The sequence below is a fragment of the Acinetobacter sp. T_3_1 genome (assembly GCF_025377055.1).
Taxonomy (GTDB): Bacteria; Pseudomonadota; Gammaproteobacteria; order Pseudomonadales; family Moraxellaceae; genus Acinetobacter; species Acinetobacter kookii.
Window position 1 is genome coordinate 77948 of record NZ_JACHVD010000005.1, and the last position, 22412, is coordinate 100359.

A 22412-nucleotide genomic window follows, 5' to 3' on the forward strand; every position below is an offset into this window, starting at 1 on the left:
GTGCGTACACCGCCTCAACTTTTTAATAAAGTATAAAAGGTGTTTGTGTAGGCAATACCCTTACTTTTGATAAGCCAAAAGAAAGCAAAAGCCTTTGTTACCCATACATAACATCCCTATTATGATGGATAACGTGTGGCATCCCTGCCACACTCGTGTATCCAAACNTTGTACAGAGAAAACACTCTTAGATTAAGCATATGAATGTTGGTTATTATTGTTGATTATCACAATAAATTAGTGACCAAAAATCAAAGTACCCTACCCCACCTTAAATTACGTCACACAAAATTAAAACTCTATATAACTGTTATATATAGAGTTTATTAACATACCAATTATGTAATTTAGTGTATTTTATGTCGGTGACTCTTGCCAAGGTTAGGGTCGGGAGTTCGAGTCTCCTTTCCCGCTCTAGATTCAAAAAGCCCTGATCTAAAGATTGGGGCTTTTTTTATCCCAATAGTATACCCCACCCCATAAATCAGCAGCATTTCGCATAAGCTTGTCATTATTTATGTATTTCAACTGCTTAAAGATTCAGCATAATCGTGGCTTTTTAAAATAAAGTCCCCTTTTCAAGTGTTCAGGCACTGTGTATAACAATGAACCGGGAATGGAAACCGATAAGCATAGGCAAACATCGTAAAAAAACGGTAGACTATGCAACAATCAATGCAAGTAAAATGTCATTTGAGACAAAAAGAAGGTGAAGGTTGATGCCGCTCAATACCGTTGAAGAGCTCGTAGCAGATATCCGTGCAGGAAAAATGGTCATCCTGATGGATGATGAAGACCGTGAAAATGAAGGCGATCTGGTGATTGCTGCGACACACGTACGTCCTGAAGACATCAACTTTATGATCACCCACGCCCGTGGTCTGGTTTGCCTCACATTGAGCCGCGACCGTTGCCAGCAGCTCAATCTTCCGCTCATGGTCGATGCCAACGGCGCACAGCACGGGACTAACTTTACGCTTTCAATTGAGGCTGCCAACGGTATTACCACCGGTATTTCAGCCGCTGAACGTGCACATACCATTCAGACGGCAGTGGCCGCACATGCCAAGCCTGCGGACATTGTACAACCGGGGCATATCTTCCCGCTGATGGCACAGCCAGGCGGCGTATTGCACCGTGCCGGCCATACCGAAGCCGGCTGTGATCTGGCCCGTCTTGCAGGACTCGAACCTGCTTCAGTGATTTGTGAAATCATTAAAGAAGATGGCACCATGGCGCGCCGTCCTGACCTTGAAATTTTTGCTGAAAAGCATGGTTTGAAAATCGGAACGATTGCGGATCTCATTCACTACCGCATGACCAATGAGCAAACGGTTGAACGTCTGGATCAACAAACGTTAGATACCGAATACGGTACGTTTGAATTGTTCCGTTACCGTGAAATTGGTAACCCGGATATTCATTTAGCCCTGGTCAAAGGTGAGCCTAAACAGGGGGTCACTACCGTTCGCGTACATGGCTTTAGTCCGGCACGTGACTTGCTGAAAATTAACAAGCAAAATGGCGAACCGGCCTGGAATCTCGACAAAGCACTGAAAGAGATCGCATCTAGCGAGCGCGGTGTTTTGGTCTGGATTGGTCAGCGTCATTTACAGGACCTCGGTCCAGCACTGGAAAGCTTGACTACACCTAAGCCATCCAAATCCAATGCTGCATTGTCACAGCAGTACCAAACCATTGGTGTCGGTGCACAGATTTTACGTGATTTAGGGGTTGAGAAAATGAAACTACTCAGCTCTCCATTACGTTTTAATGCATTATCAGGTTTTAATTTAGAAGTGGTGGAATACGTCGCCGCAAATCAAACAACAGAGAAATAATCGAGGTTGCTATGGCAGTTCGCCGTATTGAAGGTATGTTACATCTCGCGAGCGAAGGCCGTTACGCGATTTTAGTGGGTCGTTTTAATAGTTTTGTTGTCGAACATCTTTTAGAAGGTGCAATTGATACATTGAAACGTCATGGTGTATCAGAGGATAATATTACCGTTGTTCATGCACCTGGCGCCTGGGAACTTCCGGTGGTGGCTAAAAAACTGGCTGCTGCTGATCGTTTTGATGCCATTATTGCGCTTGGCGCAGTGATTCGTGGTAGCACGCCTCACTTCGATTTTGTTGCTGGTGAATGTGCCAAAGGTTTAGGCGTGGTTGGCCTGGACACTGGCTTACCAGTCATTAATGGTGTATTGACTACGGATAGTATTGAACAGGCGATTGAACGCTCGGGTACAAAAGCAGGTAATAAAGGCAGTGAAGCTGCCTTGACTGCAATTGAAATGGTTAACTTGTTAAAGGCTATTTAACGCTATGTCGCAAACACTTCAAGCAACTTATGCAGCAAAACGCAAAGCACGTCGTTTTGCTGTACAAGGAATTTATGAATGGCAGATGAGCCACAATCCGGTACATGAAATTGAAGCACGTACACGTGTGGAAAATGCCATGCACAAAGTGGATCTCGGCTATTATCATGAATTGTTGACTCAAGTGGTTGCCAATCATGAAGCATTGGATGCGCTCTTAATCCCTGTGCTTGACCGCGAAATTGATGCGCTTGACGGCGTTGAACTCGCTACTCTTCGTCTGGGTGCGTATGAATTGAAAGAACATCTTGAAATTCCATATCGCGTTGTTTTGGACGAAGCAATCGAGCTGGCTAAACATTTTGGCGGTGCAGACAGCCATAAATACATCAATGGTGTATTGGATCGTTTAGCAACAACTTTACGTGCAGCAGAAAAGCAACAAACCAACTAAATAAAGTAGATTTGTTGTATGGCTGAGTTCTCGATCATTGATACTTATTTTCATCGGCAGACTTCTGCGTCGGTCGATTTAGGTGTTGGTGACGACTCAGCCTTGCTCACCCCTCCTCCTCAGCAACAACTGGTCATCTGTGTCGATACATTGGTTGCCGGACGACATTTTCCCCTAGATACCCATCCGCATGCCATCGGCTGGAAATCTGTCGCGGTGAATCTGTCTGACATTGCCGCAATGGGTGCCAAACCGCACAGCATCTTACTGGCATTGAGCCTACCCCAAATTGATCATGACTGGCTCAAAGACTTTAGCCAGGGTTTATATGATTGCTGCGATCAATTTGGTGTGAGTTTAATTGGTGGCGATACCACCCAAAGTCCTCATCTCACTATTTCGGTTACCGCGCTTGGCTGGATAGAAACCGGCAAAGCCATCACACGTTCAGGCGCACAAGCCGGCGATTATGTTTGTGTCTCTGGTACAGTCGGCGATGCCGCATTTGCCCTGCACAATTTAGGACATCCGCTACAAAAGCGTCTGGATTATCCAACCCCACGTTGTCAGCTCGGTCAAAAGTTAAAGGGCCTGGCATCCAGCATGATTGATGTATCTGATGGATTGGCACAAGATTTAGGCCATATCTTAAAAGCGTCAAAGGTAGGGGCAACGCTGGAATTAAATCAGCTGCCGATCAGTCCAGATTTACAAAATTTAACTCAAGAACAGCAATGGCAATATGCCCTCGCGGGTGGCGATGACTATGAGTTATGCTTTACAATAAGCCCGCAAAATTATGAAAAGCTTTTGCAACAACAATTAGATGTCAACATTAGCAAGATTGGACAAATAACCCAACAAACTGAATTAACTTTTGTGCAGAATGGCGTAGATCATTCGCTGCAACTTCATGGATATCAACACTTTGCATAAACCTGCGATTCACTTTAAAGACATGTCCTGGTACAACCGCTTTATCGTTTTTTGCGGTGTCGGATTTGGTTCCGGGTTGTTACCCAAAGCGCCAGGCACTTTTGGTTCGGCCTTTGCATTGCTGTTTATTCCGGCCTGGCTTGCAATTGGCTTTACCGCCTCCATTATTGCCATGATTTTAATGTCACTTATTGGCATTTATATTTGTGGACAAACCGCTAAAGTCATGGGCGTACATGACGATGGCCGCATTGTCTGGGATGAATTTGCTGGACAGTCAATTACGTTTCTGCCCCTGATTTACTTTACACAAATGAGCTGGTTTTGGGTACTTGTCGGATTTGTCCTGTTCCGTTTATTCGATGTCTGGAAACCCTGGCCTATTCGTGTCATCGACCGTCAGGTCGGTGGCGGTTTCGGCATTATGTTTGACGATATTATTGCCGGCATTTGGGCCGCAATCTGTATTCTCGTGTACCTCAACATTTCAATGGCTTAAGCCAAGTTTTTAAGGTGTATTATGTCAACTTCTGTGATTATTCTTGCTGCCGGCAAAGGAACTCGAATGCGTTCGAGCCTACCCAAAGTATTGCAGCCGCTCGCAGGACGCCCTCTACTCGGTCATGTCATTGAAACTGCTAAAAAATTAAATGCCAAAAATATTATTACCATTTTTGGACACGGCGGTAATTTAGTTCAACAAGCCTTTGCACAGGAAAATGTACAGTGGGTAGAACAAGCCGAACAGCTGGGTACAGGTCATGCGGTTAAAGTGACGTTACCGGTACTTCCTACCGATGGCGTTTCACTCATTCTTTCCGGTGATGTACCTTGCATTAGTCAAGACACCCTGGAAAAGCTGCTGGCTGTTTCACGTGAAACAGGCATTGGCTTGGTTACCCTGACTTTAGCGGATGCAACGGGCTATGGCCGTATCGTACGTGAAAACAATAAAATTCAGGCCATTGTTGAACATAAAGATGCCAGCGATGCACAGCGTCAAATCCAGGAAATCAATACCGGGATTTACTGTGTCAGCAATGCAAAATTGCATCAATGGTTACCAAAATTGAGCAACAACAATGCCCAAGGCGAATATTACCTGACCGACATCGTGGCCATGGCGATTGCCGATGGTCTTGAAGTGGCTTCTGTTGAACCGGAACGTGCCTTTGAGGTTGAAGGCGTGAATGACCGTCTTCAGCTGGCAGCGTTGGAACGTGAATTCCAGGCCTATCAGGCCAAGCTTCTGATGCAGCAAGGCGTGCATATCATTGATCCAAGCCGCTTCGACCTGCGTGGTAACTTAGTGGTTGGTCAAGATGTGCGAATCGATATCAATGTGATTATCGAAGGTAACTGTGAACTCGGCGACAATGTCGAAATTGGTGCAGGCTGTGTAATTAAGAATAGTAAAATTGCTTCAGGCACCAAGGTCCAACCCTACAGTATTTTCGACAATGCCGTGGTCGGTGAAGATACGCAAATTGGTCCATTTGCCCGTTTACGCCCAGGTGCCAAGCTTGCCAATGAAGTGCATATTGGCAACTTTGTTGAAGTTAAAAATTCCACGATTGGCCTCGGCTCCAAAGCCAATCACTTTACCTATTTAGGGGATGCCGAAGTGGGCGCAGGTTCAAATATTGGTGCCGGTACCATTACCTGCAATTATGATGGGGCCAATAAATTTAAAACCATTATTGGTGATTCAGCCTTTATCGGCTCGAACAGTTCCCTGGTTGCCCCGGTCAGTATTGGCAATGGTGCAACTGTCGGCGCTGGCTCAGTCATCACACGTGATGTAGCAGAAAATAGTTTGGCCTTTGAACGATCTAAACAAGTGGCTAAAGAAAACTATCAACGCCCCCAAAAACTGAAAAAATAAGAGGATTATAAATATGTGCGGAATTGTCGGTGGCGTTGCAGAACGTAATATTAGCAATATTTTAATTGAAGGCTTAAAGCGCCTTGAATACCGTGGCTATGATTCAGCGGGTGTTGCGCTGATCAATGGCGGTCATGTCCTGCGCGAACGCCGTGTAGGTAAAGTGATCAATCTGGAACAGGCGGTAAGTGAATCGAATATCGAAGGCTCACTGGGGATTGCCCATACCCGTTGGGCAACCCATGGTAAACCGACTGAAAATAATGCCCATCCGCATGTTTCTGGAACGGTGGCTGTGGTGCATAACGGCATTATTGAAAACTATCAAGAACTGAAAGATGATCTTGAAACCCTGGGCTATGTGTTTACTTCACAAACGGATACTGAAGTTGTCGCACATCTGGTCAATGATGCATTGAAATCAACCTCTAGCCTTCTAGAAGCGGTTCAGCAGGTTGTACCCCAGCTCAAAGGGGCTTATGCACTGGGTATCGTGCATACCGATCATCCGAATGAACTGATTACCGTTCGTGAAGGTTCACCTCTGGTCATTGGGGTCGGGATTGGCGAGAACTTTATCAGTTCGGATCAATTGGCGCTGCTGCCAATTACCAACCGTTTTATTTACCTGGAAGAAGGTGATATTGCACGTTTAACCCGCAACAGCATTGAAGTGTTTGTGGATGGGCAATTGGTGAACCGTCCAGTAAAAGAGCTGGATGCCACCGTCAGCAATGCATCTAAAGGCGAATATAAACACTACATGCTCAAAGAAATTTATGAGCAGCCTGAAGCGATTCAGCAAACCATTTCCCAAGCCTTGAATGGCAACGATTTGCGCGAAGATTTCTTGAAAAATGCGGTGGGCGATTTTGAAAAAATTCAACAGGTGCAAATTATTGCCTGCGGGACCAGTTACCATGCCGGCATGATTGCAAAATACTGGTTTGAGCAGCTGATTGACCTGCCTTGTCAGGTGGAAATTGCCAGCGAATTCCGTTACCGCACCCCTGTGATTGTCAATAACACACTGTATGTGTGTATTTCTCAATCTGGTGAAACTGCCGATACTTTGGCTGCACTGCGCGATACCCAAAAACGCGCTGCTGCAAAAAGTTTAAACATTACCACCATGACCATTTGTAATGTGGCTACCTCTTCAATGGTGCGTGAAACCAATTATAGCCTGCTAACCCTGGCCGGACCTGAAATTGGCGTTGCGTCAACCAAAGCATTTACCACGCAGCTTGCCGCACTCATGTTGTTGGTACTGAAGATTGGTCAAGTGAAGCAAAGCATCTCGGCTGAACAAATTACTGCCATTACCACTGATTTATGGCATACGCCTAAAGTTATCCTAGATACCCTACAGCAAGATAAAGACATTTTGCGTTTATCCGAGCTGTTTGTAGAAAAACAGCACTGCCTGTTTTTAGGCCGTGGTACCGAGTTCCCAATTGCTCTTGAAGGCGCATTAAAACTGAAAGAAATTTCATATATTCATGCCGAAGGTTATGCAGCAGGTGAACTGAAACATGGTCCATTGGCACTGGTAGACAATGACATGCCGGTGGTGATTCTGGCTCCGCAAGACGACATGCTCGACAAGCTCAAATCCAATATGGAAGAAGTTCAGGCCCGTGGTGGCGAACTGTTTGTCTTTGCCGACGAAAACAGCGGCATTAAAGGCAAAGACCGTCAGCATGTGGTTCATGTACCAAGTATCAGTCCGATTCTTGCGCCAATTGTTTACAGTATTCCTGTACAGCTGCTGTCCTACCATGTGGCTGTCTTACGTGGAACGGATGTCGATCAGCCGCGTAACCTGGCAAAATCGGTCACGGTGGAATAATAAATTTTGATATAAGGCTGGGTAACCGGCCTTTTTCTTGCAAAGGAAAGAGTAAAAGAATATGACCCTGAGTTGTTTTAAAGCCTACGATATTCGTGGAAAATTGGGTGAAGAATTAAATGAAGACATTGCCTATAAAATTGGCCGGGCTTATGGACAAATCTATCAACCTAAAACAGTGGTCATTGGTTGTGACATTCGTCTCAGCAGTGAAAGCCTGAAACAGGCGACCATTCGCGGTTTAAATGATGCAGGTGTTAAGGTACTCGATTTAGGCATGACGGGAACGGAAGAAGTCTACTTTGCTGCCTTCCACCTCGATGTTCAAGGTGGCATTGAAGTGACTGCCAGTCATAATCCGATGGATTACAACGGTATGAAACTGGTGCGTGAAAATGCCCGCCCAATCAGTGCAGATACAGGCCTTAAAGAGATTCAAGTTCTAGCTGAATCTGGCATATTTAATGACGTTGCCGTAAAAGGCACGACTGAAAAATACAATATCCTGCCTGAATTTGTAGATCACCTCATGACTTACATCGAACCTTGCAAGATCGCACCGATGAAACTGGTGGTAAATGCGGGTAATGGTGCAGCAGGTCATGTAATTGATGCGATTGAAGAAAAATTCAAGGTTCTGAATGTACCGGTAGAATTTATTAAAATTCACCATGAAGCCGATGGTACCTTCCCGAATGGCATTCCCAACCCGCTGCTGGTTGAAAACCGGGATAGCACGCGTCAAGCCGTCATTGAGCATGGGGCTGACATGGGGCTTGCCTGGGATGGCGACTTTGACCGTTGCTTCCTGTTTGATGAAAAAGGCCAGTTTATTGAAGGCTATTATATTGTGGGTCTATTGGCACAAGCGTTCTTGCTGAAACAATCGGGTGAGAAAATTGTGCATGACCCGCGTCTGGTCTGGAATACCTTTGACATTGTTGAACAATACCAGGGTGAAGCGATCCAGTCTAAATCAGGCCATTCTTTCATTAAAGAAAAAATGCGCGAGCATAATGCCATATATGGTGGAGAAATGAGTGCGCACCACTATTTCCGTGACTTTGCCTATTGCGATAGCGGCATGATTCCATGGCTGTTAGCGGTGTCAGTATTGTCTGAAACCCAAAAACCGTTGTCCGCCCTGGTAGAAGAAATGATTGCAAAATTCCCATGTTCAGGCGAAATCAACTTCAAAGTGGCAGATACCCAAACGACCATTCACAAGATTTTTGATCACTATGCCGGTCAAAATCCGGTCATTGATCGAACAGACGGTGTGAGCCTGGATTTTGGCGCATGGCGTTTAAACGTACGTGCTTCCAATACCGAGCCATTACTGCGCTTAAATATTGAAAGCCGTGCAGATAGAAATCCTGAACCGATACAGGATTATGTCGATGAATTGACCCTGCTGATTCAAGGCAATCATTAAAAATAAGATGGCAATCGCCTGGTATTGCCATCTTATAAAAAGAGCTCAATTTGAGCTCTTTTTATTTTAAAAACCAGTCATTTAAATTTTATATCTTTTGTTCACAAACTTTCCTGGCTGTTCAAAATTAAGCACCTTGGCATAATTACCCGCAGCAGTCGCATTTTCAGGGATGTCTTTGGTCACTACACTGCCCGCACCGATGGTGACATTATTGCCAATTTTAACATTTTCAATAATACACACATTCGGCCCGATATAGACATTATCCCCAATCATCGCCGCCGGACCTAAATTTGCACCGATGGTGGTATATTGCGACAAATTTACATTATTGCCTATGGTTGCCGTTGGACTCACCACCAATGGTCCGCCATGACCAATATATAAGCCAAAGCCAATTTTTGTATTGGCATGAATATCAATGCCATATTTTTTCTTTTTATAATAAAAAACAGGATAGGCAATCTTGGCAAGCCAGGTTTTGGAACTGGCGATTCTAAGCCAGACAGAAAAATTAAACCCTCGATTAAAAAAATAATTTTTAATGAAAGAACTCAGTTTTTGATTGCCTGTATATCGATATAAATCACTCAAAATTAATTTCAAGATCATCGAATTCACCTGTCTGTTCATGATCGGATCTTAGATAAACCCTTTCGGATTTTGCTTTTGCCAGTTCCAGCTGTCTGCCAGCATATCTTCCAGAGTATATTGCGGTTTCCAGCCTAACTCTTGCACGGCACGGCTATTGTCTGCAAATGAAGTTGCCACATCGCCTTCACGACGCGGCTCAATGCTATAGGCGACTGGCACATGGTTGACCCGTTCAAACGTTTTCACCACTTCTAAAACCGATGACCCCTGACCTGTTCCAATATTCCAGGCACGACAGCCTTTTGCCATAAGGCGATTATTCAAAGCACACAAATGCGCATTCGCCAAATCCACCACATGGATATAATCGCGCACGCCAGTTCCATCAGCTGTATCGTAATCATTGCCGAAGATCGCCAGTTTTTCACGGCGGCCCACTGCCACCTGAGTAACAAATGGCATCAGGTTATTCGGAATGCCTTGCGGATCTTCCCCAATAAGGCCACTTTTATGCGCACCGACCGGGTTGAAATAACGTAATAAAGCAATCGACCAGTGTTCATCTGCCAAGGACAATTTCTGTAAAAGCTGTTCAACCATCAGTTTGGTATAACCATAGTTATTACTTGGCATACCTGTAGGCATGTCTTCATTTAAAGGCGAGACATTGGCCTCATCATACACGGTGGCCGATGAACTGAAGACCAGATTAAATACCCCAGCGCGCTGCATGGCCTGTACCAGTTGAATGGAGCCAGAAATATTATTGTCAAAATATGCCAGTGGAATTTGCTGGCTTTCCCCTACCGCTTTTAAACCGGCAAAATGAATCACAGCATCAATGTGGTGCTGCTGAAAAACCTGATCTAGAACCTGTGCATCGCGAATGTCACCTTGCACAAAAGTCAGGGTTTTTCCGCAGATCTGTTGTACACGGTTTAAAGATTCTTCCGAACTATTGCAGAGATTATCCAGCACAATGACATCATGCTCTGAATTTAACAGCTCTACACAGGTATGCGAGCCAATATAGCCTGCACCGCCAGTCACCAAAATTTTAGCCATGGGTTTTTCCTAATAGTATCTTTAATAAACCTTGAGTCGAGGCATCCAGCTCTGAAATGTTCTGACTTTCGCCACTTAAAATCGGCAGCAGTTGATTGGCAATTTCCTTGCCCTTTTCAACGCCCCACTGGTCAAAGGGATTAATATTCCATAACACTGACTGTACAAACACTTTATGTTCATACATGGCAATCAGCATCCCCAGGCTATAGGGTGTCAGCTCTTTAAGTAAAATGGTGCTACTGGGCTGATTGCCTGCATATTGTTTATAGGCCGGTAAATCATTAAGTTCAGCCTGATCCAAGGCCTGATTGCCAAATGCCAGCAAGCGCGACTGTGCCAGACAGTTGGACAGTGCCAAATGATGCTGCTCGATCAAGGCCTCGGCATTGTCTACATAAGTAAATTGCTGGGCATTATAGCGTTTTACAGGAGCAATAAAATCACAGCTGACCGCTTGTGTACCTTGATGCAATAACTGATAGAAAGCATGCTGGGCATTCGGTCCGACCTCGCCCCACACAATCGGGCAAGTATTGGTTTCAACATGCTCACCTGTACGTTGAATCGATTTGCCATTCGATTCCATTTCCAGTTGTTGTAAATACGAAGCAAAATATTTTAAACGGCCATCATAAGGCAAAATGGCATGGGTCTGGATATCTAGAAAGTTGGCATTCCAGGCACCCAGCAAACCCATCAACACCGGAATATTCTGTGCAAAAGGAGCATTCCGGAAATGCTGATCCATGGCATAAGCCCCGGCCAGCAGCTGCTTGAAGCCTTCAATCCCAATGGTTAATGCAATCGGCAAACCAATACACGACCAGAGCGAATAGCGCCCGCCGACCCAGTCCCAGAGCAACAACTGATTTTCAGGCGCAATGCCCCATTCGGTCATTTTCTCGGGTTTGGTGGATACTCCGATAAAATGGTGCTTGAGAATATGCGGATGCTGACCAAGTGCTTTTTCCAGCCACAAACGCACGGTTTGTGCATTGGATAAAGTATCAATGGTGCCAAAAGACTTGGATGAGATAATAAATAAAGTGGTCTCGGGGCGCAGCTGATGCAACAACGCTGAAAGCTGGCTGCCATCCATGGTCGAGACAAAGTGTACATCTAAAGGCTTGGTGGTCTGTTTTTTAAAATCTGATAAAGCATGGCTGACCATCACTGGTCCAAGATCTGACCCTCCCACCCCAATATTGACCACATCCTGAATCACTTCCCCGGTCGCACCGCGAAACTGACCGGCATGGATTTTTTCCACCAGGGCATACATGCGCTGAAGTTGCTGATGAACCTGCGCTGCAACTTCAGCATGCTGTTGATCATGCGGAGGCAAACGCAATGCCCAGTGCATCACTGCACGCTGTTCGGTATAGTTAATGGCTTCACGAGAAAATAGCCGTTTAATCCAGGGCTTGAGCTCTTGTGCATGTGCCCATTCAACCAAATGGTCAAGTACCGCCTGATTGATCCGATGCTTGCTAAAATCAAAAATCACATTGTCTAAATTTACAGAGAATTTTTGAAAACGCTCATGATCTTCTGCAAAGTAATCGCTTAAATGTTTATTTTTCAATTCATTTTTCAAGTTCAGCAGCTTGTTTAGAACACTATCAATCTCTTCTACTGGATAAGGTTGTGCTTGATTCATCATTAACGCCCTACCCCCATATAGGCAAATCCCTGACCTTTCACATAGTCTGGATCATAAATATTTCGACCATCCAAAATCAGCGGATGCCGCATGATTTTTAATAAAGTCGGGTAATCCGGACTCCAATATTGTTTCCAGGCAGTTAACAGGCATAAGGCATGTGCGCCATTTACGGCTTCATACTGGTCAGTACAATAAATCAGGTCCGCACGATGACCATAGACTTTCTCAATTTCCGCCAAGGCCTGCGGATCATGCAGCTTGACCGTTACGCCCTGTGCCCATAAGGCTTTCAGCATGGTATGAATGGGGGACTGCTGGATACGTGCCGTATTTTCTTTAAAAGAGGCACCCCAAATTGCCACCGTTTTAGCTTTTAAATTGCCATGGTAATAATTCCATAGTTTTCTAAACAGCAACTCTTTTTGCTGTTCATTGATTTCCCAAACCTGAGCCAACAGCTGACTTTTAGCCCCTGTCCCGGACACGGTATTGGCCAAAGTAAGAATATCATGCGAGAAGTTCTCTCCGCCAAAACCCGCACCTGGATACAGATAGGACGACCCGATCCGGCTATCCGCTGCCATGCCCTGACGCACATGCTCGATATCAATCCCCAGTTTTTCAGCCACGACAGCCAGGTCATTGATATAACTAATGCGTGTCGCCAACATGCCTGAAATGCTGAGTTTGGTAAATTCAGCATCTAAAATGGGCATAAATAGATATTGCTGATGGCGTGGAAATAATGGACGCAATAATTCCTGGATTTTGAGTTGAACCTTGCTTTGCTCACAGCCCACAATCAACTGTTCGGCTTGAGTCATGCTGGCCAAGGCATTCCCCTCCTGAATAATATCGGGTAAATACACCCAGTCATCTTCAGGTAAATACTTTTGTAATTCGTCGGTACCATGCAAGCCTAGTGTGGACGCGTTAATCATCAGTTTAGGATGAATAATTTGACGCTGGCCGATTTCTTTTAATATTTCAATGCCTAAATTTTCTTCAGTCGGATTAAAACTAAAGAAATAGGCATCCATATCCAAGGCAATGTCATTCAGGTGACAGTATTTTAAAAAACCATTTTTTTCCTGTTTATCCAGTAACTGTTTGACTGCATCATCTTGGGCATAGGCTTGTTCTAAAGCACTTTTTTTTAGAAAATCACACCAATACACCTGATGGCCGCATTCGGCCAACAATGCTGACAGAACACCTGAATACAGGGTTTGTCCAAATACTGCAACCTTCATCATTCACCGCCTTATAATGCAAGTTCCCGGATAAGCGCTTTAAAGTCCTCACCCAATTTAGGATGATCTACACCATAATGTAACACGGCTTTGAGATAACCCAGTTTGCTGCCGCAGTCAAAGGTTTGACCTTTCATTCGATAGGCTTCAACCGTTTCGGTCTTTTGTAATTCTGCAATCGCATCGGTGAGCTGAATTTCATTGCCTGCACCTTTGGGGGTATTTTCCAATAATTGCATAATCTTGGCAGGTAACACATAACGCCCTACGACAGAAAGATTGGAGGGTGCAGTCCCAACTGCCGGTTTTTCTACAATCCCTTGCATCACGCTACTTTCACCTTCTAAAGGTGAGCTTGCAACATCTACAATGCCGTATTGATCGACCAGATGATCCGGCACAGCTTCCACCATAATTTGTGAAGCTTGAGATGCGTTAAAACGTTGAATCATCAAGCTTAAATCATTAACCGTATCTGAATCTTTTACCAATACATCAGGCAGTAACACGGCAAAGTCATCTTCTCCAATCACTGCTTTCGCACAGAGCACGGCATGACCTAAACCTAGGGGTTGTGGTTGACGTACACTAATCACGCTGACATGGGGAGGGAGAATTTCAGTAATTTCTTTAAGCAAATCAAATTTCTTTTTGTTTTCAAGTGTGGTTTCCAGCTCAAAGTTCCGGTCAAAATAATTTTCAATGGAGGCTTTGGAAGAATGGGTTACCAGGATAATTTGTTCAATGCCTGCTGCAACAGCCTCACGTACCACGTATTCAATGGCTGGACGGTCAACCACAGTGACCATTTCTTTAGGAATAGATTTACTGGCCGGTAAAAAACGTGTGCCTAGACCTGCGACTGGGAGAATAGCTTTTTTGATCATATTAACTAAGCTTAACCTAACATACTTTTGAGTCATCTTTAGGTTCATTACCCTGGAACAATGAAGGTCCTACATGCCCAGGAGCATTAATACCATCACCCCTTGTCATTACGCCCACTGTTTTCCACATAATTTTAAAATCTATCCTAATATTATGGTTGTCTACATACCAAACATCACATTTAAAACGATCTTCATAATCCAGTTCATTACGACCGCTTACTTGTGCCAAGCCGGTCATTCCCGGTCTAACCTCCAAACGTCGAGCTTGCTCAGGAGAATAAAGCTCAACAAATTCCTTAAGCATTGGTCGTGGACCAACCACGCTCATCTCACCTTTTAAAACATTTATAAGCTGTGGCATTTCGTCTAGGCTTGTGGAACGGAGTTTTTGTCCAAAAGCAGTAATCCGTTGCTCATCTGGTAACGGATTACCTTCTTTATCAAAGGCATCCTTCATAGAACGAAACTTAATCATTTTGAAAAGTTTACCATCTTTACCAGGTCGTTCTTGATAAAAAAAGACAGGCGAGCCAAGATTTTTTCGGACTTTAAGCGCCACAAAAACAAAAATAGGCGAAAGTACTATAAGAGCGATAGATGCAATAATAAAATCTATTAGTCTTTTCATAACAAATTCTCTACGGCCTTATTTTTAATAAAGTTCATTTATTATTGAAATAATTTTTTTCATAGCTACCGGTTCAATATAATGCTCTATTAAAGTTTGCTTTGCAGAAATATGTTTCATATTATGAAATTCATCATTAATTTTTAAAAACTTTTTAGCCAACTTTTGGGATTTCTATCATGAACTACCAACCCAAACTATGCTTCTTAATCAAAGCAGATCCTTCAGATTCCTTATTCCATTTTATTAGCCGCCCTAGAATAAATAGTAGGCTTTTATTGCGACACCAAGTTCATACACCCCTTCAGTTAGAGTACCTATAGAAACATCTCCAGCATTTAAGCCTTCAGACTTCCTTCTAGAATCAATCCTGCCTATAAATTTAATATGATCAGCATTCACCGTTAGCATCTCGAATCTAAAAACTCGCTCATCTGCTCCTCTTCTAAAAAGTTTCAGATAATAATTTCAATTATTCAATAATATTATGAATACTTGGCACCCGCGTATATTATCAAAAAAATTAAAGATTTATTTTAAATTATGCCAAGACAAATGCGAATGTACCAAATTATGCAATTTATCTTCCACATTATTACCCTCTACATCAACCCACTTTTAAATTACTCAATCTCTCTCATAAATCAAGAATTGATCTTTTTTTGATGGATATTTGTACTACATTTTTTTAGCGTTCATGCATAATATACGTCTGAAATACATCAGCTCGAAGATGCTTCTTTTTACTCAATTCAAGTAATACAGGAGCTTCTTATGATCAATTTTTCATTTAATAGTTGAACAATCGAAGAAGCATTTTCCGACTAAAGGTACCCCCCTAAACTATGTCTGGAAAACATCAAGTTCATTTTTTATATAAGTAATTGAAAAATATCTAACTCTATCTAATCGCTCTAAACTACAGCTCAATCATTGATATAACCAATCCGTGTTACAACCCTCCCGAATATTAAGTTTAGTCAATTCAGCATTAAAAACAGGCATAAATAGGTATTATTGCTGATGGGAAATAAAAGATGTAACCATTTCCTGACTTTGTTTTAAACTTCAGATGGGTTACAGCCTACTATCAATGGCTCGGCTTTTGCCATACTTTGTAACGCATTGCATTCCTGAATAACATCTGGCAGATAAATCCAATGATCATCTATCAGCATTTTCCTAAATTTTTCAGTTCCATCCATCACCGAAGTTGAAACATAAATAATTCAGTACTATTGTAATTGTTCTAAAAGATCTAGCTCTAGTGTTCTTTAGTCGGATTGAAACAGAAAAAATAGGCATCTATCTCCAGACTCAAATCAGAAAAGTTACAATATTTAAGCAACCCACTTCCAGCTTTTTTCAGTAAACAATTGACTGCTGAAATAGATCCGCCTATACCTGATGTCCACATTCGAAAAGCAGTGCAGACATCATACCGGCATAAACTGTTTGGCCAAATATTGCAACTTTCATATTGTAAGCTTATAAAGCAAGTTCTTGAATTAAAGCTTTAAAGTCTGCCCCCAATTTAGGATGATCTACGCCATAATGTAACACGGCTTTCAAATAACCCAGTTTGCTGCCGCAGTCAAAGGTTTGACCTTTCATTCGATAGGCTTCAACTGTTTCGGTCTTTTGTAATTCCGCAATCGCATCGGTGAGCTGAATTTCATTACCTGCACCTTTGGGGGTATTTTCCAATAACTGCATAATCTTGGCAGGCAGGACATAACGCCCAACCACAGAAAGATTGGAGGGTGCCGTGCCGACTGCCGGTTTTTCTACAATCCCTTGCATTTTAATACTTTCACCCTCTAAAGGTGAACTTGCAACATCGACAATACCGTATTGATCGACCATATGATCAGGCACAGCTTCCACCATAATTTGTGAGGCTTGAGATGAATTAAAACGCTGAATCATTAAACTTAGGTCATTAACCGAATCAGAATCTTTCACCAGTACATCGGGCAGTAAAACAGCAAAGTCATCTTCTCCAATCACTGCTTTGGCACAGAGCACGGCATGACCTAAACCGAGTGGTTGGGGCTGACGCACGCTGATTACACTCACATGAGGGGGTAAAATCTCGGTAATTTCTTTCAGCAAATCGAATTTCTTTTTACTTTCAAGCGTCGTTTCTAGCTCAAAGTTCCGGTCGAAATAATTTTCAATCGATGCTTTAGATGAATGGGTCACCAGAACAATCTGTTCAATTCCTGCTGCGACAGCCTCACGTACCACATATTCAATCGCTGGACGGTCAACCACAGTGACCATTTCTTTAGGAATGGATTTACTTGCAGGCAAGAAACGTGTACCGAGGCCTGCAACCGGGAGAATGGCTTTTTTGATCATAAATAAACTTCACTTAATTAACTTTAATTTCTTTACCACGTTGATAACCATCGACATACTGTTCCATGCGCTGTAAGGCCCAATCAATATCTTCCGGAATCGCAGTTAAAATATTCAGGCGATCAAACACAGGAAGCAGTTCATCCAGTGCATAATGCTTTTCAAAAGATCTAAGAATACGGCTATGCTGGGTAATTTCAGTGTCTTCTTGATCGATCAGTAATTCTTCATAGAGTTTTTCACCTGGACGCAGACCGGCATACTGAATTTCAATATCGCCCTCCGGATGCTGCTCATCACGAACTTTCAACCCACTCAAGGCAATCATTTGACGGGCCAGATCCTGGATACGCACTGGCTCGCCCATATCTAGCAGGAACACATCACCACCAACGCCTAAGGCACCGGCCTGAATCACCAGCTGTGAGGCTTCCGGAATAGTCATAAAGTAACGGGTCACATCCGGATGAGTGACTGTAATCGGTCCACCCTTGGCAATCTGCTGCTTGAACAAGGGTACCACTGAGCCGGAAGAACCGAGCACATTACCAAAACGGACAATACTGATCTGGGTCTGCTGTTGCGCTTCTGCCATCGCCTGGCAGTAAAGTTCTGCCATGCGCTTACTGGCACCCATGACGTTAGTTGGACGTACAGCTTTATCGGTTGAGATCAGGACAAAGGTTTCGACGCCTTTTTTGACCGCAGCATTAACGCTGAATGCTGTCCCTACTGCATTATTTTTAAGCCCTGCTAGCGGATTACACTCTACCAGCGGTACATGCTTATAAGCTGCCGCATGATAGACGGTTTGCACTGCATACTGCTCAATCACACGTTCCAGTTTTTGCTGCTCCAGCACCGAGCCCAGAATCGGAATAATCTCACACTGAGACATTAAACGTAATTCTTTATCAATGCTATACAGGGCAAACTCGGTTAACTCGAAAATAATGATTTTTGCCGGCTGGTTTTTCACAATCTGCCGGCACAGCTCTGAACCTATAGAGCCGCCTGCACCGGTGACCATCACCACTTTATCTTTAATATTCTTGGCCAGAAGCTCTGCTACGGGCGGCACCGGATCGCGTCCCAGCAGGTCAATAATATCTACTTCCTGAATATCAGAAATCCGGATTTCACCATCGACCAGTTTGGTCAATCCCGGAATCTCGGTAATTTTTAAATGTGCCGGTTCTAAAAATTTAATGATTTCACTTTTACGGACCCGTCCGACTGAAGGCAAAGCAATCAGAATTTCATCAATTTTTTGCTTACTCATGAGCTTTAGGGCTGTCTGGGCATCATAGACTTTAAGTCGCCCCAGCTGCTGTCCAGTCAATGAGCGTTTGTCATCAATAAACATGACCGGTAAATGCTCATTGGAACGATAAAGTGCAGCAGCAACCTGTTGGCCTGCATTACCCGCGCCATAAATCGCAATGCGTTTTTTCTGTACGTCAGCCTGCAAATAGGAACGGATAATAAAGCGGATAATGCCACGGCTAAACCAGATCCAGGCAAACATCATAAAGCCGAACATCAGCGGAATAGAGGTCGGAATAAATGCCGGGGTAAAATAAGCCAAGGCATAAAGACCGAAGACAGCCAATGCAGTCGCCAGTCCTATTTTGATCATAAACACTTCATTATAAGTACGGACAATAAAGCGGTAAACCCCACAGAGCAAAAGCGATGCAACGGCAATGACACTCACCCAAACTGCACCAAAAGCCAGATGAGGCACTACCTCTGCGCCTAAATCAAAAAGGCGAATCGCATAACATAGCCAGATCAAGACCGGAAAAGTACAAAAATCCAGAATAATTAAAAATGCAAGTTTGGCGGCTCGCGGTGATTCTACGAAAGGCGTAATGATCGATTTCACTGGGTACGTTGTCTCAATTCTAATAAATTTTTAATGAATCATGATTCTATTGGTAACTTAGAGTGATAATAGAGAAATGCACCGAATACGGTGCATTTCTCTTGCAAAAGTTTAAGCAACTATTCTATTAATGACCTGTTGAATTACCGTCACAGTTTTGTTAATACTTTCATCACTTAAGGTAGGATGCACCAAGAACATCAGACTGTTATCGCCAAGTTTTTGTGCATTCGCCAGGCGCTGTGCCGGGCGCCATGACGTGCCATCAAACGCATGTTCCAGATAGACTTCTGAACAGGAACCGCTAAAACAAGGCACATTCAGCGCATTAATTTCACCCATAATGCGATCACGTGACCATCCTTCAGGCAATTTTTCATTATTGACTTGTACATAACATTTATAGGCAGCATGTACATAGTCATCGGATGGGCGATGGACAGTAAAATATGGGCTGTCTGCAAATGCGGTATAAATTTTCTGCATATTGGCAAGCCGTTTTGCAGTCCACTCCGGCATTTTTTTCAGTTGAATGCGCCCAATAACTGCCTGCATTTCCATCATGCGCCAGTTGGTACCAAAGGAATCATGCAGCCAGCGGAAACCCGGTGGATGCTGCTTGTTATAGATGCTGTCAAAGTTTTTGCCATGATCTTTATAGGACCACATTTTTTTCCACAGGGTTTCGTCATTGGTGGTCACCATGCCGCCTTCACCGCCTGTGGTCATAATCTTGTCCTGACAGAAAGACCAGGCCGCGACATGGCCGATTGAACCGGCAGATTTGCCTTTATATTTTGCGCCATGCGCCTGGGCACAGTCCTCAATCACATACAGGCCTTTATCGGAAGCCAGCTGCATGATTGGGTCCATGTCACACATCCAGCCTGCCAGATGCACACAGATAATGGCCTTGGTATTGGGTGTAAGGACCGCTTCAATGGTACGATGGGAGATATTCTGGGAGTCCAGCTCGACATCGGCAAAGACCGGATTTGCCCCAGCCGTCACAATAGAGCTGGCTGAGGCCAGAAAGGTGCGTGAAGTCACAATCACATCATCCCCTGCGCCAATACCGAATGCCTTGAGTGCGACATCCAGCGCTACCGTTCCATTAGCCAGGGCGACTGCATATTTAGTTTCTGCAAACTGGGCAAATTCTTTTTCAAACTCACGGCATTCCTGTCCGGTCCAGTAGTTGACTTTATTCGACAATAAAACCTGGGAAACCGCGTCCGCTTCTTCCTGAGTAAAACTTGGCCATGGTTCAAATGCAGTGTTTAACATGATGTTTCCTGAATTTTTAAAATTGAAAAGCTTATTTTTTCTCTAGAATTCGTGCAGGATTACCCACAACTGTTACACCCGGTGGAACGCTTTTGGTGACTACAGCGCCCATACCCACTACAGCCCCCTTACCAATTACTAAAGGTTTGTCGGGTGTCCCCTGTTTAATCACGGCACCTGTACCAATATAGGCGTGGTCTTCAATATGGATATTGCCATTGCATTTCACCCCGGGAGCAAAGGTAACGTAATCACCAATGACACAATCATGAGCGACATAGCTATAAATATTGGCATGAAAGAATTTTCCAATTTTGATATTGGATGTCAGACAAGTGAAAGGACAAAGTAAGCTCCCTTCACCAATATGCACCTCATCTAGAATAACTGTATTGCCTGCATGAACATCTAGATGCTGTATCTGGTCCTCATTTAAACGCTGAACCAGTTTTTCACGAACTTGACTATTCGCGATAGCAATTGTTACAGCCTTATGTGTATTTGGTTGAGCGAGAAAATCCTGATAACTTAGAACAGCATAGCCATTTAAACTATTGCCAGCTTGACCATCATCGATGAAAACAAAGTTATCTTTGGCAAAGGTTGGAAATTGTTGACGAACCAATGGCATAACTTCTTTACCAAAACCACTTGCACCATACACACCAATATATAAAGCTTTCATTATGTTTCGTCCTTGTGTTGTGAGCCAGTAAAGCGTGTCATGGTCGCTTCACCCTCGGCACTGATATCATCTTTTGCTAAAACTTTATGTACTGTTTTAAACATGATTTTAAAGTCGAGCCATGTGGATTGATTTTCAACATACCAGGTATCCAGCTTAAATTTTTCTTCCCAGCTAATTGCATTACGGCCATTGACCTGTGCATGACCTGTCATGCCCGGACGTACATCATGGCGTTTGGCTTGTTCAGGGCTATAAAGTGGCAGATAATCCATCAGCAGAGGGCGCGGGCCGACAATACTCATATCACCCTTAATCACGTTCCACAGTTCCGGCATTTCATCCAGGCTGGTAGAACGTAGCATTTGACCAAAAGGCGTTAAACGTTCACTGTCCGGTAATGGATTACCCTGTTCATCCACAGCATCCTTCATGGTTCGGAACTTGATCATTTCAAAGGGCTTGCCATTTAAACCTGGACGTACCTGACGAAACAGGATCGGTGAGCCTAAATTTTTACGTACCTTATAGGCCACAAAAAAATAGACTGGAGACAACAGCAGCAAGGCTGTAGAGGCAATCACAAAATCCAGAACACGCTTTAACATTCATTTCACTCATTTTATATATTAAAGATTGGTCCAACGTCTATTCACTAATCTACCCGGATTGTTCATATGCAACACTTTCGCATAATTGCCCGCAGCGGTGGCACCGTCTGGAATATCTTTGGTGACGACACTACCCGCCCCAATCGTTGCATTAGATCCAATTTTAACCTGGTTCACAATACAGACCTGAGGACCAATATAAACATTATCGCCGATTTCGGCAGCCTGACGTCCCCCATTCGCACCAATGGTGCTAAATTGCGACAAATTTACATTATTCCCAATGACTGTTGAAGGATTTACCACCAATGGCCCGCCATGACCGATATACAAACCATAGCCAATCTTTGTGGTGATGTGAATATCAATGCCATATTGCTTTTTCTTATAATAATAAATGGGATAAGCAAATTTTGCCCAAATGGATTTTGCGCTGGCGAGTCGCAACCAGACTGAAAAGTTAAAACCACGATTAAACAAATAATTTTTTAAAAAGAGTTTAAAGCTGATCTTTCCGGTATAACGATACAAGTCACTTTTAATGTATTTCACGATCATAAGACCATCTCTGAATTATTTATCCTGTGCAC

General features: G+C 43.6%; 20 protein-coding genes. 8 read left to right on the top strand and 12 right to left on the bottom strand.

The genetic code is table 11. The features are described from left to right. Positions 1-719 precede the first annotated feature (719 nt). From ribBA to H4I94_RS07720, 8 genes are all read left to right on the top strand, one after another. Positions 720-1841: a bifunctional 3,4-dihydroxy-2-butanone-4-phosphate synthase/GTP cyclohydrolase II gene (gene ribBA / locus H4I94_RS07685; protein WP_261182658.1), complete on the top strand. Its 1122-nt coding sequence runs from the start codon at positions 720-722 to the stop codon at positions 1839-1841. A gap of 11 nt (positions 1842-1852) precedes the next feature. Further along, positions 1853-2323, top strand: a complete 471-nt coding sequence (gene ribE, locus H4I94_RS07690; protein WP_092820061.1) for a 6,7-dimethyl-8-ribityllumazine synthase — start codon at positions 1853-1855, stop codon at positions 2321-2323. 4 nt (positions 2324-2327) lie between these two features. After that, the gene (nusB, locus tag H4I94_RS07695; protein WP_092820062.1) at positions 2328-2777 is read left to right on the top strand and encodes a transcription antitermination factor NusB; all 450 of its coding nucleotides are present in this window, start codon (positions 2328-2330) and stop codon (positions 2775-2777) included. A gap of 18 nt (positions 2778-2795) precedes the next feature. Beyond that, entirely contained in the window at positions 2796-3713 is a 918-nt protein-coding gene (gene thiL, locus H4I94_RS07700; RefSeq protein WP_261182660.1) for a thiamine-phosphate kinase, read from the top strand. Then, positions 3691-4212, top strand: coding sequence for a phosphatidylglycerophosphatase A (locus tag H4I94_RS07705; protein WP_261182661.1), 522 nt, complete (start codon positions 3691-3693; stop codon positions 4210-4212). The genes thiL and H4I94_RS07705 overlap by 23 nt, the downstream gene beginning before the upstream one ends. A gap of 21 nt (positions 4213-4233) precedes the next feature. Next, positions 4234-5598: a bifunctional UDP-N-acetylglucosamine diphosphorylase/glucosamine-1-phosphate N-acetyltransferase GlmU gene (gene glmU / locus H4I94_RS07710; RefSeq protein ID WP_261182662.1), complete on the top strand. Its 1365-nt coding sequence runs from the start codon at positions 4234-4236 to the stop codon at positions 5596-5598. 13 nt (positions 5599-5611) lie between these two features. Next, complete coding sequence (gene glmS, locus H4I94_RS07715; protein WP_261182663.1) at positions 5612-7450, top strand: glutamine--fructose-6-phosphate transaminase (isomerizing); 1839 nt, start codon at positions 5612-5614, stop codon at positions 7448-7450. Between the two features lie 61 nt (positions 7451-7511). Further along, the gene (locus tag H4I94_RS07720) at positions 7512-8885 is read left to right on the top strand and encodes a phosphomannomutase CpsG (protein ID WP_261182664.1); all 1374 of its coding nucleotides are present in this window, start codon (positions 7512-7514) and stop codon (positions 8883-8885) included. 81 nt (positions 8886-8966) lie between these two features. Here the strand turns inward: H4I94_RS07720 and H4I94_RS07725 are convergent, their stop codons facing one another. The 12 genes from H4I94_RS07725 to H4I94_RS07780 all read right to left on the bottom strand — a co-directional run bounded on the left by H4I94_RS07725 (position 8967) and on the right by H4I94_RS07780 (position 22380). Continuing rightward, the gene (locus H4I94_RS07725) at positions 8967-9500 is read right to left on the bottom strand and encodes a serine O-acetyltransferase (protein WP_261182665.1); all 534 of its coding nucleotides are present in this window, start codon (positions 9498-9500) and stop codon (positions 8967-8969) included. A 30-nt stretch (positions 9501-9530) separates the two neighbouring features. Further along, positions 9531-10547, bottom strand: coding sequence for a UDP-glucose 4-epimerase GalE (gene galE, locus H4I94_RS07730; protein WP_261182666.1), 1017 nt, complete (start codon positions 10545-10547; stop codon positions 9531-9533). Beyond that, positions 10540-12210 carry a glucose-6-phosphate isomerase gene (gene pgi / locus H4I94_RS07735; protein WP_409976732.1) on the bottom strand — a complete coding sequence of 557 codons (1671 nt, stop codon included), beginning with the start codon at positions 12208-12210 and terminating at the stop codon, positions 10540-10542. The genes galE and pgi overlap by 8 nt, the downstream gene beginning before the upstream one ends. A gap of 2 nt (positions 12211-12212) precedes the next feature. After that, on the bottom strand, positions 12213-13469 hold the full coding sequence (locus tag H4I94_RS07740; RefSeq protein ID WP_261182717.1) for a nucleotide sugar dehydrogenase: 1257 nt from the start codon (positions 13467-13469) through the stop codon (positions 12213-12215). Between the two features lie 11 nt (positions 13470-13480). Beyond that, complete coding sequence (gene galU, locus H4I94_RS07745; RefSeq protein ID WP_261182668.1) at positions 13481-14356, bottom strand: UTP--glucose-1-phosphate uridylyltransferase GalU; 876 nt, start codon at positions 14354-14356, stop codon at positions 13481-13483. A 16-nt stretch (positions 14357-14372) separates the two neighbouring features. Continuing rightward, complete coding sequence (locus H4I94_RS07750; RefSeq protein ID WP_092820071.1) at positions 14373-14987, bottom strand: sugar transferase; 615 nt, start codon at positions 14985-14987, stop codon at positions 14373-14375. 1488 nt (positions 14988-16475) lie between these two features. Beyond that, the gene (galU, locus tag H4I94_RS07755; RefSeq protein ID WP_261182670.1) at positions 16476-17351 is read right to left on the bottom strand and encodes a UTP--glucose-1-phosphate uridylyltransferase GalU; all 876 of its coding nucleotides are present in this window, start codon (positions 17349-17351) and stop codon (positions 16476-16478) included. 13 nt (positions 17352-17364) lie between these two features. Beyond that, positions 17365-19239, bottom strand: a complete 1875-nt coding sequence (locus H4I94_RS07760) for a polysaccharide biosynthesis protein (RefSeq protein ID WP_261182671.1) — start codon at positions 19237-19239, stop codon at positions 17365-17367. Between the two features lie 111 nt (positions 19240-19350). Further along, the gene (locus tag H4I94_RS07765) at positions 19351-20526 is read right to left on the bottom strand and encodes a DegT/DnrJ/EryC1/StrS family aminotransferase (RefSeq protein WP_261182672.1); all 1176 of its coding nucleotides are present in this window, start codon (positions 20524-20526) and stop codon (positions 19351-19353) included. Between the two features lie 31 nt (positions 20527-20557). Further along, entirely contained in the window at positions 20558-21211 is a 654-nt protein-coding gene (locus tag H4I94_RS07770) for an acetyltransferase (RefSeq protein WP_261182673.1), read from the bottom strand. Continuing rightward, positions 21211-21819 (bottom strand): sugar transferase, encoded by a 609-nt coding sequence (locus H4I94_RS07775; RefSeq protein ID WP_261182674.1) that lies wholly within the window; start codon positions 21817-21819, stop codon positions 21211-21213. The genes H4I94_RS07770 and H4I94_RS07775 overlap by 1 nt, the downstream gene beginning before the upstream one ends. Positions 21820-21840: 21 nt before the next feature. Next, the gene (locus H4I94_RS07780) at positions 21841-22380 is read right to left on the bottom strand and encodes a serine O-acetyltransferase (RefSeq protein ID WP_261182675.1); all 540 of its coding nucleotides are present in this window, start codon (positions 22378-22380) and stop codon (positions 21841-21843) included. Positions 22381-22412 lie beyond the last annotated feature (32 nt).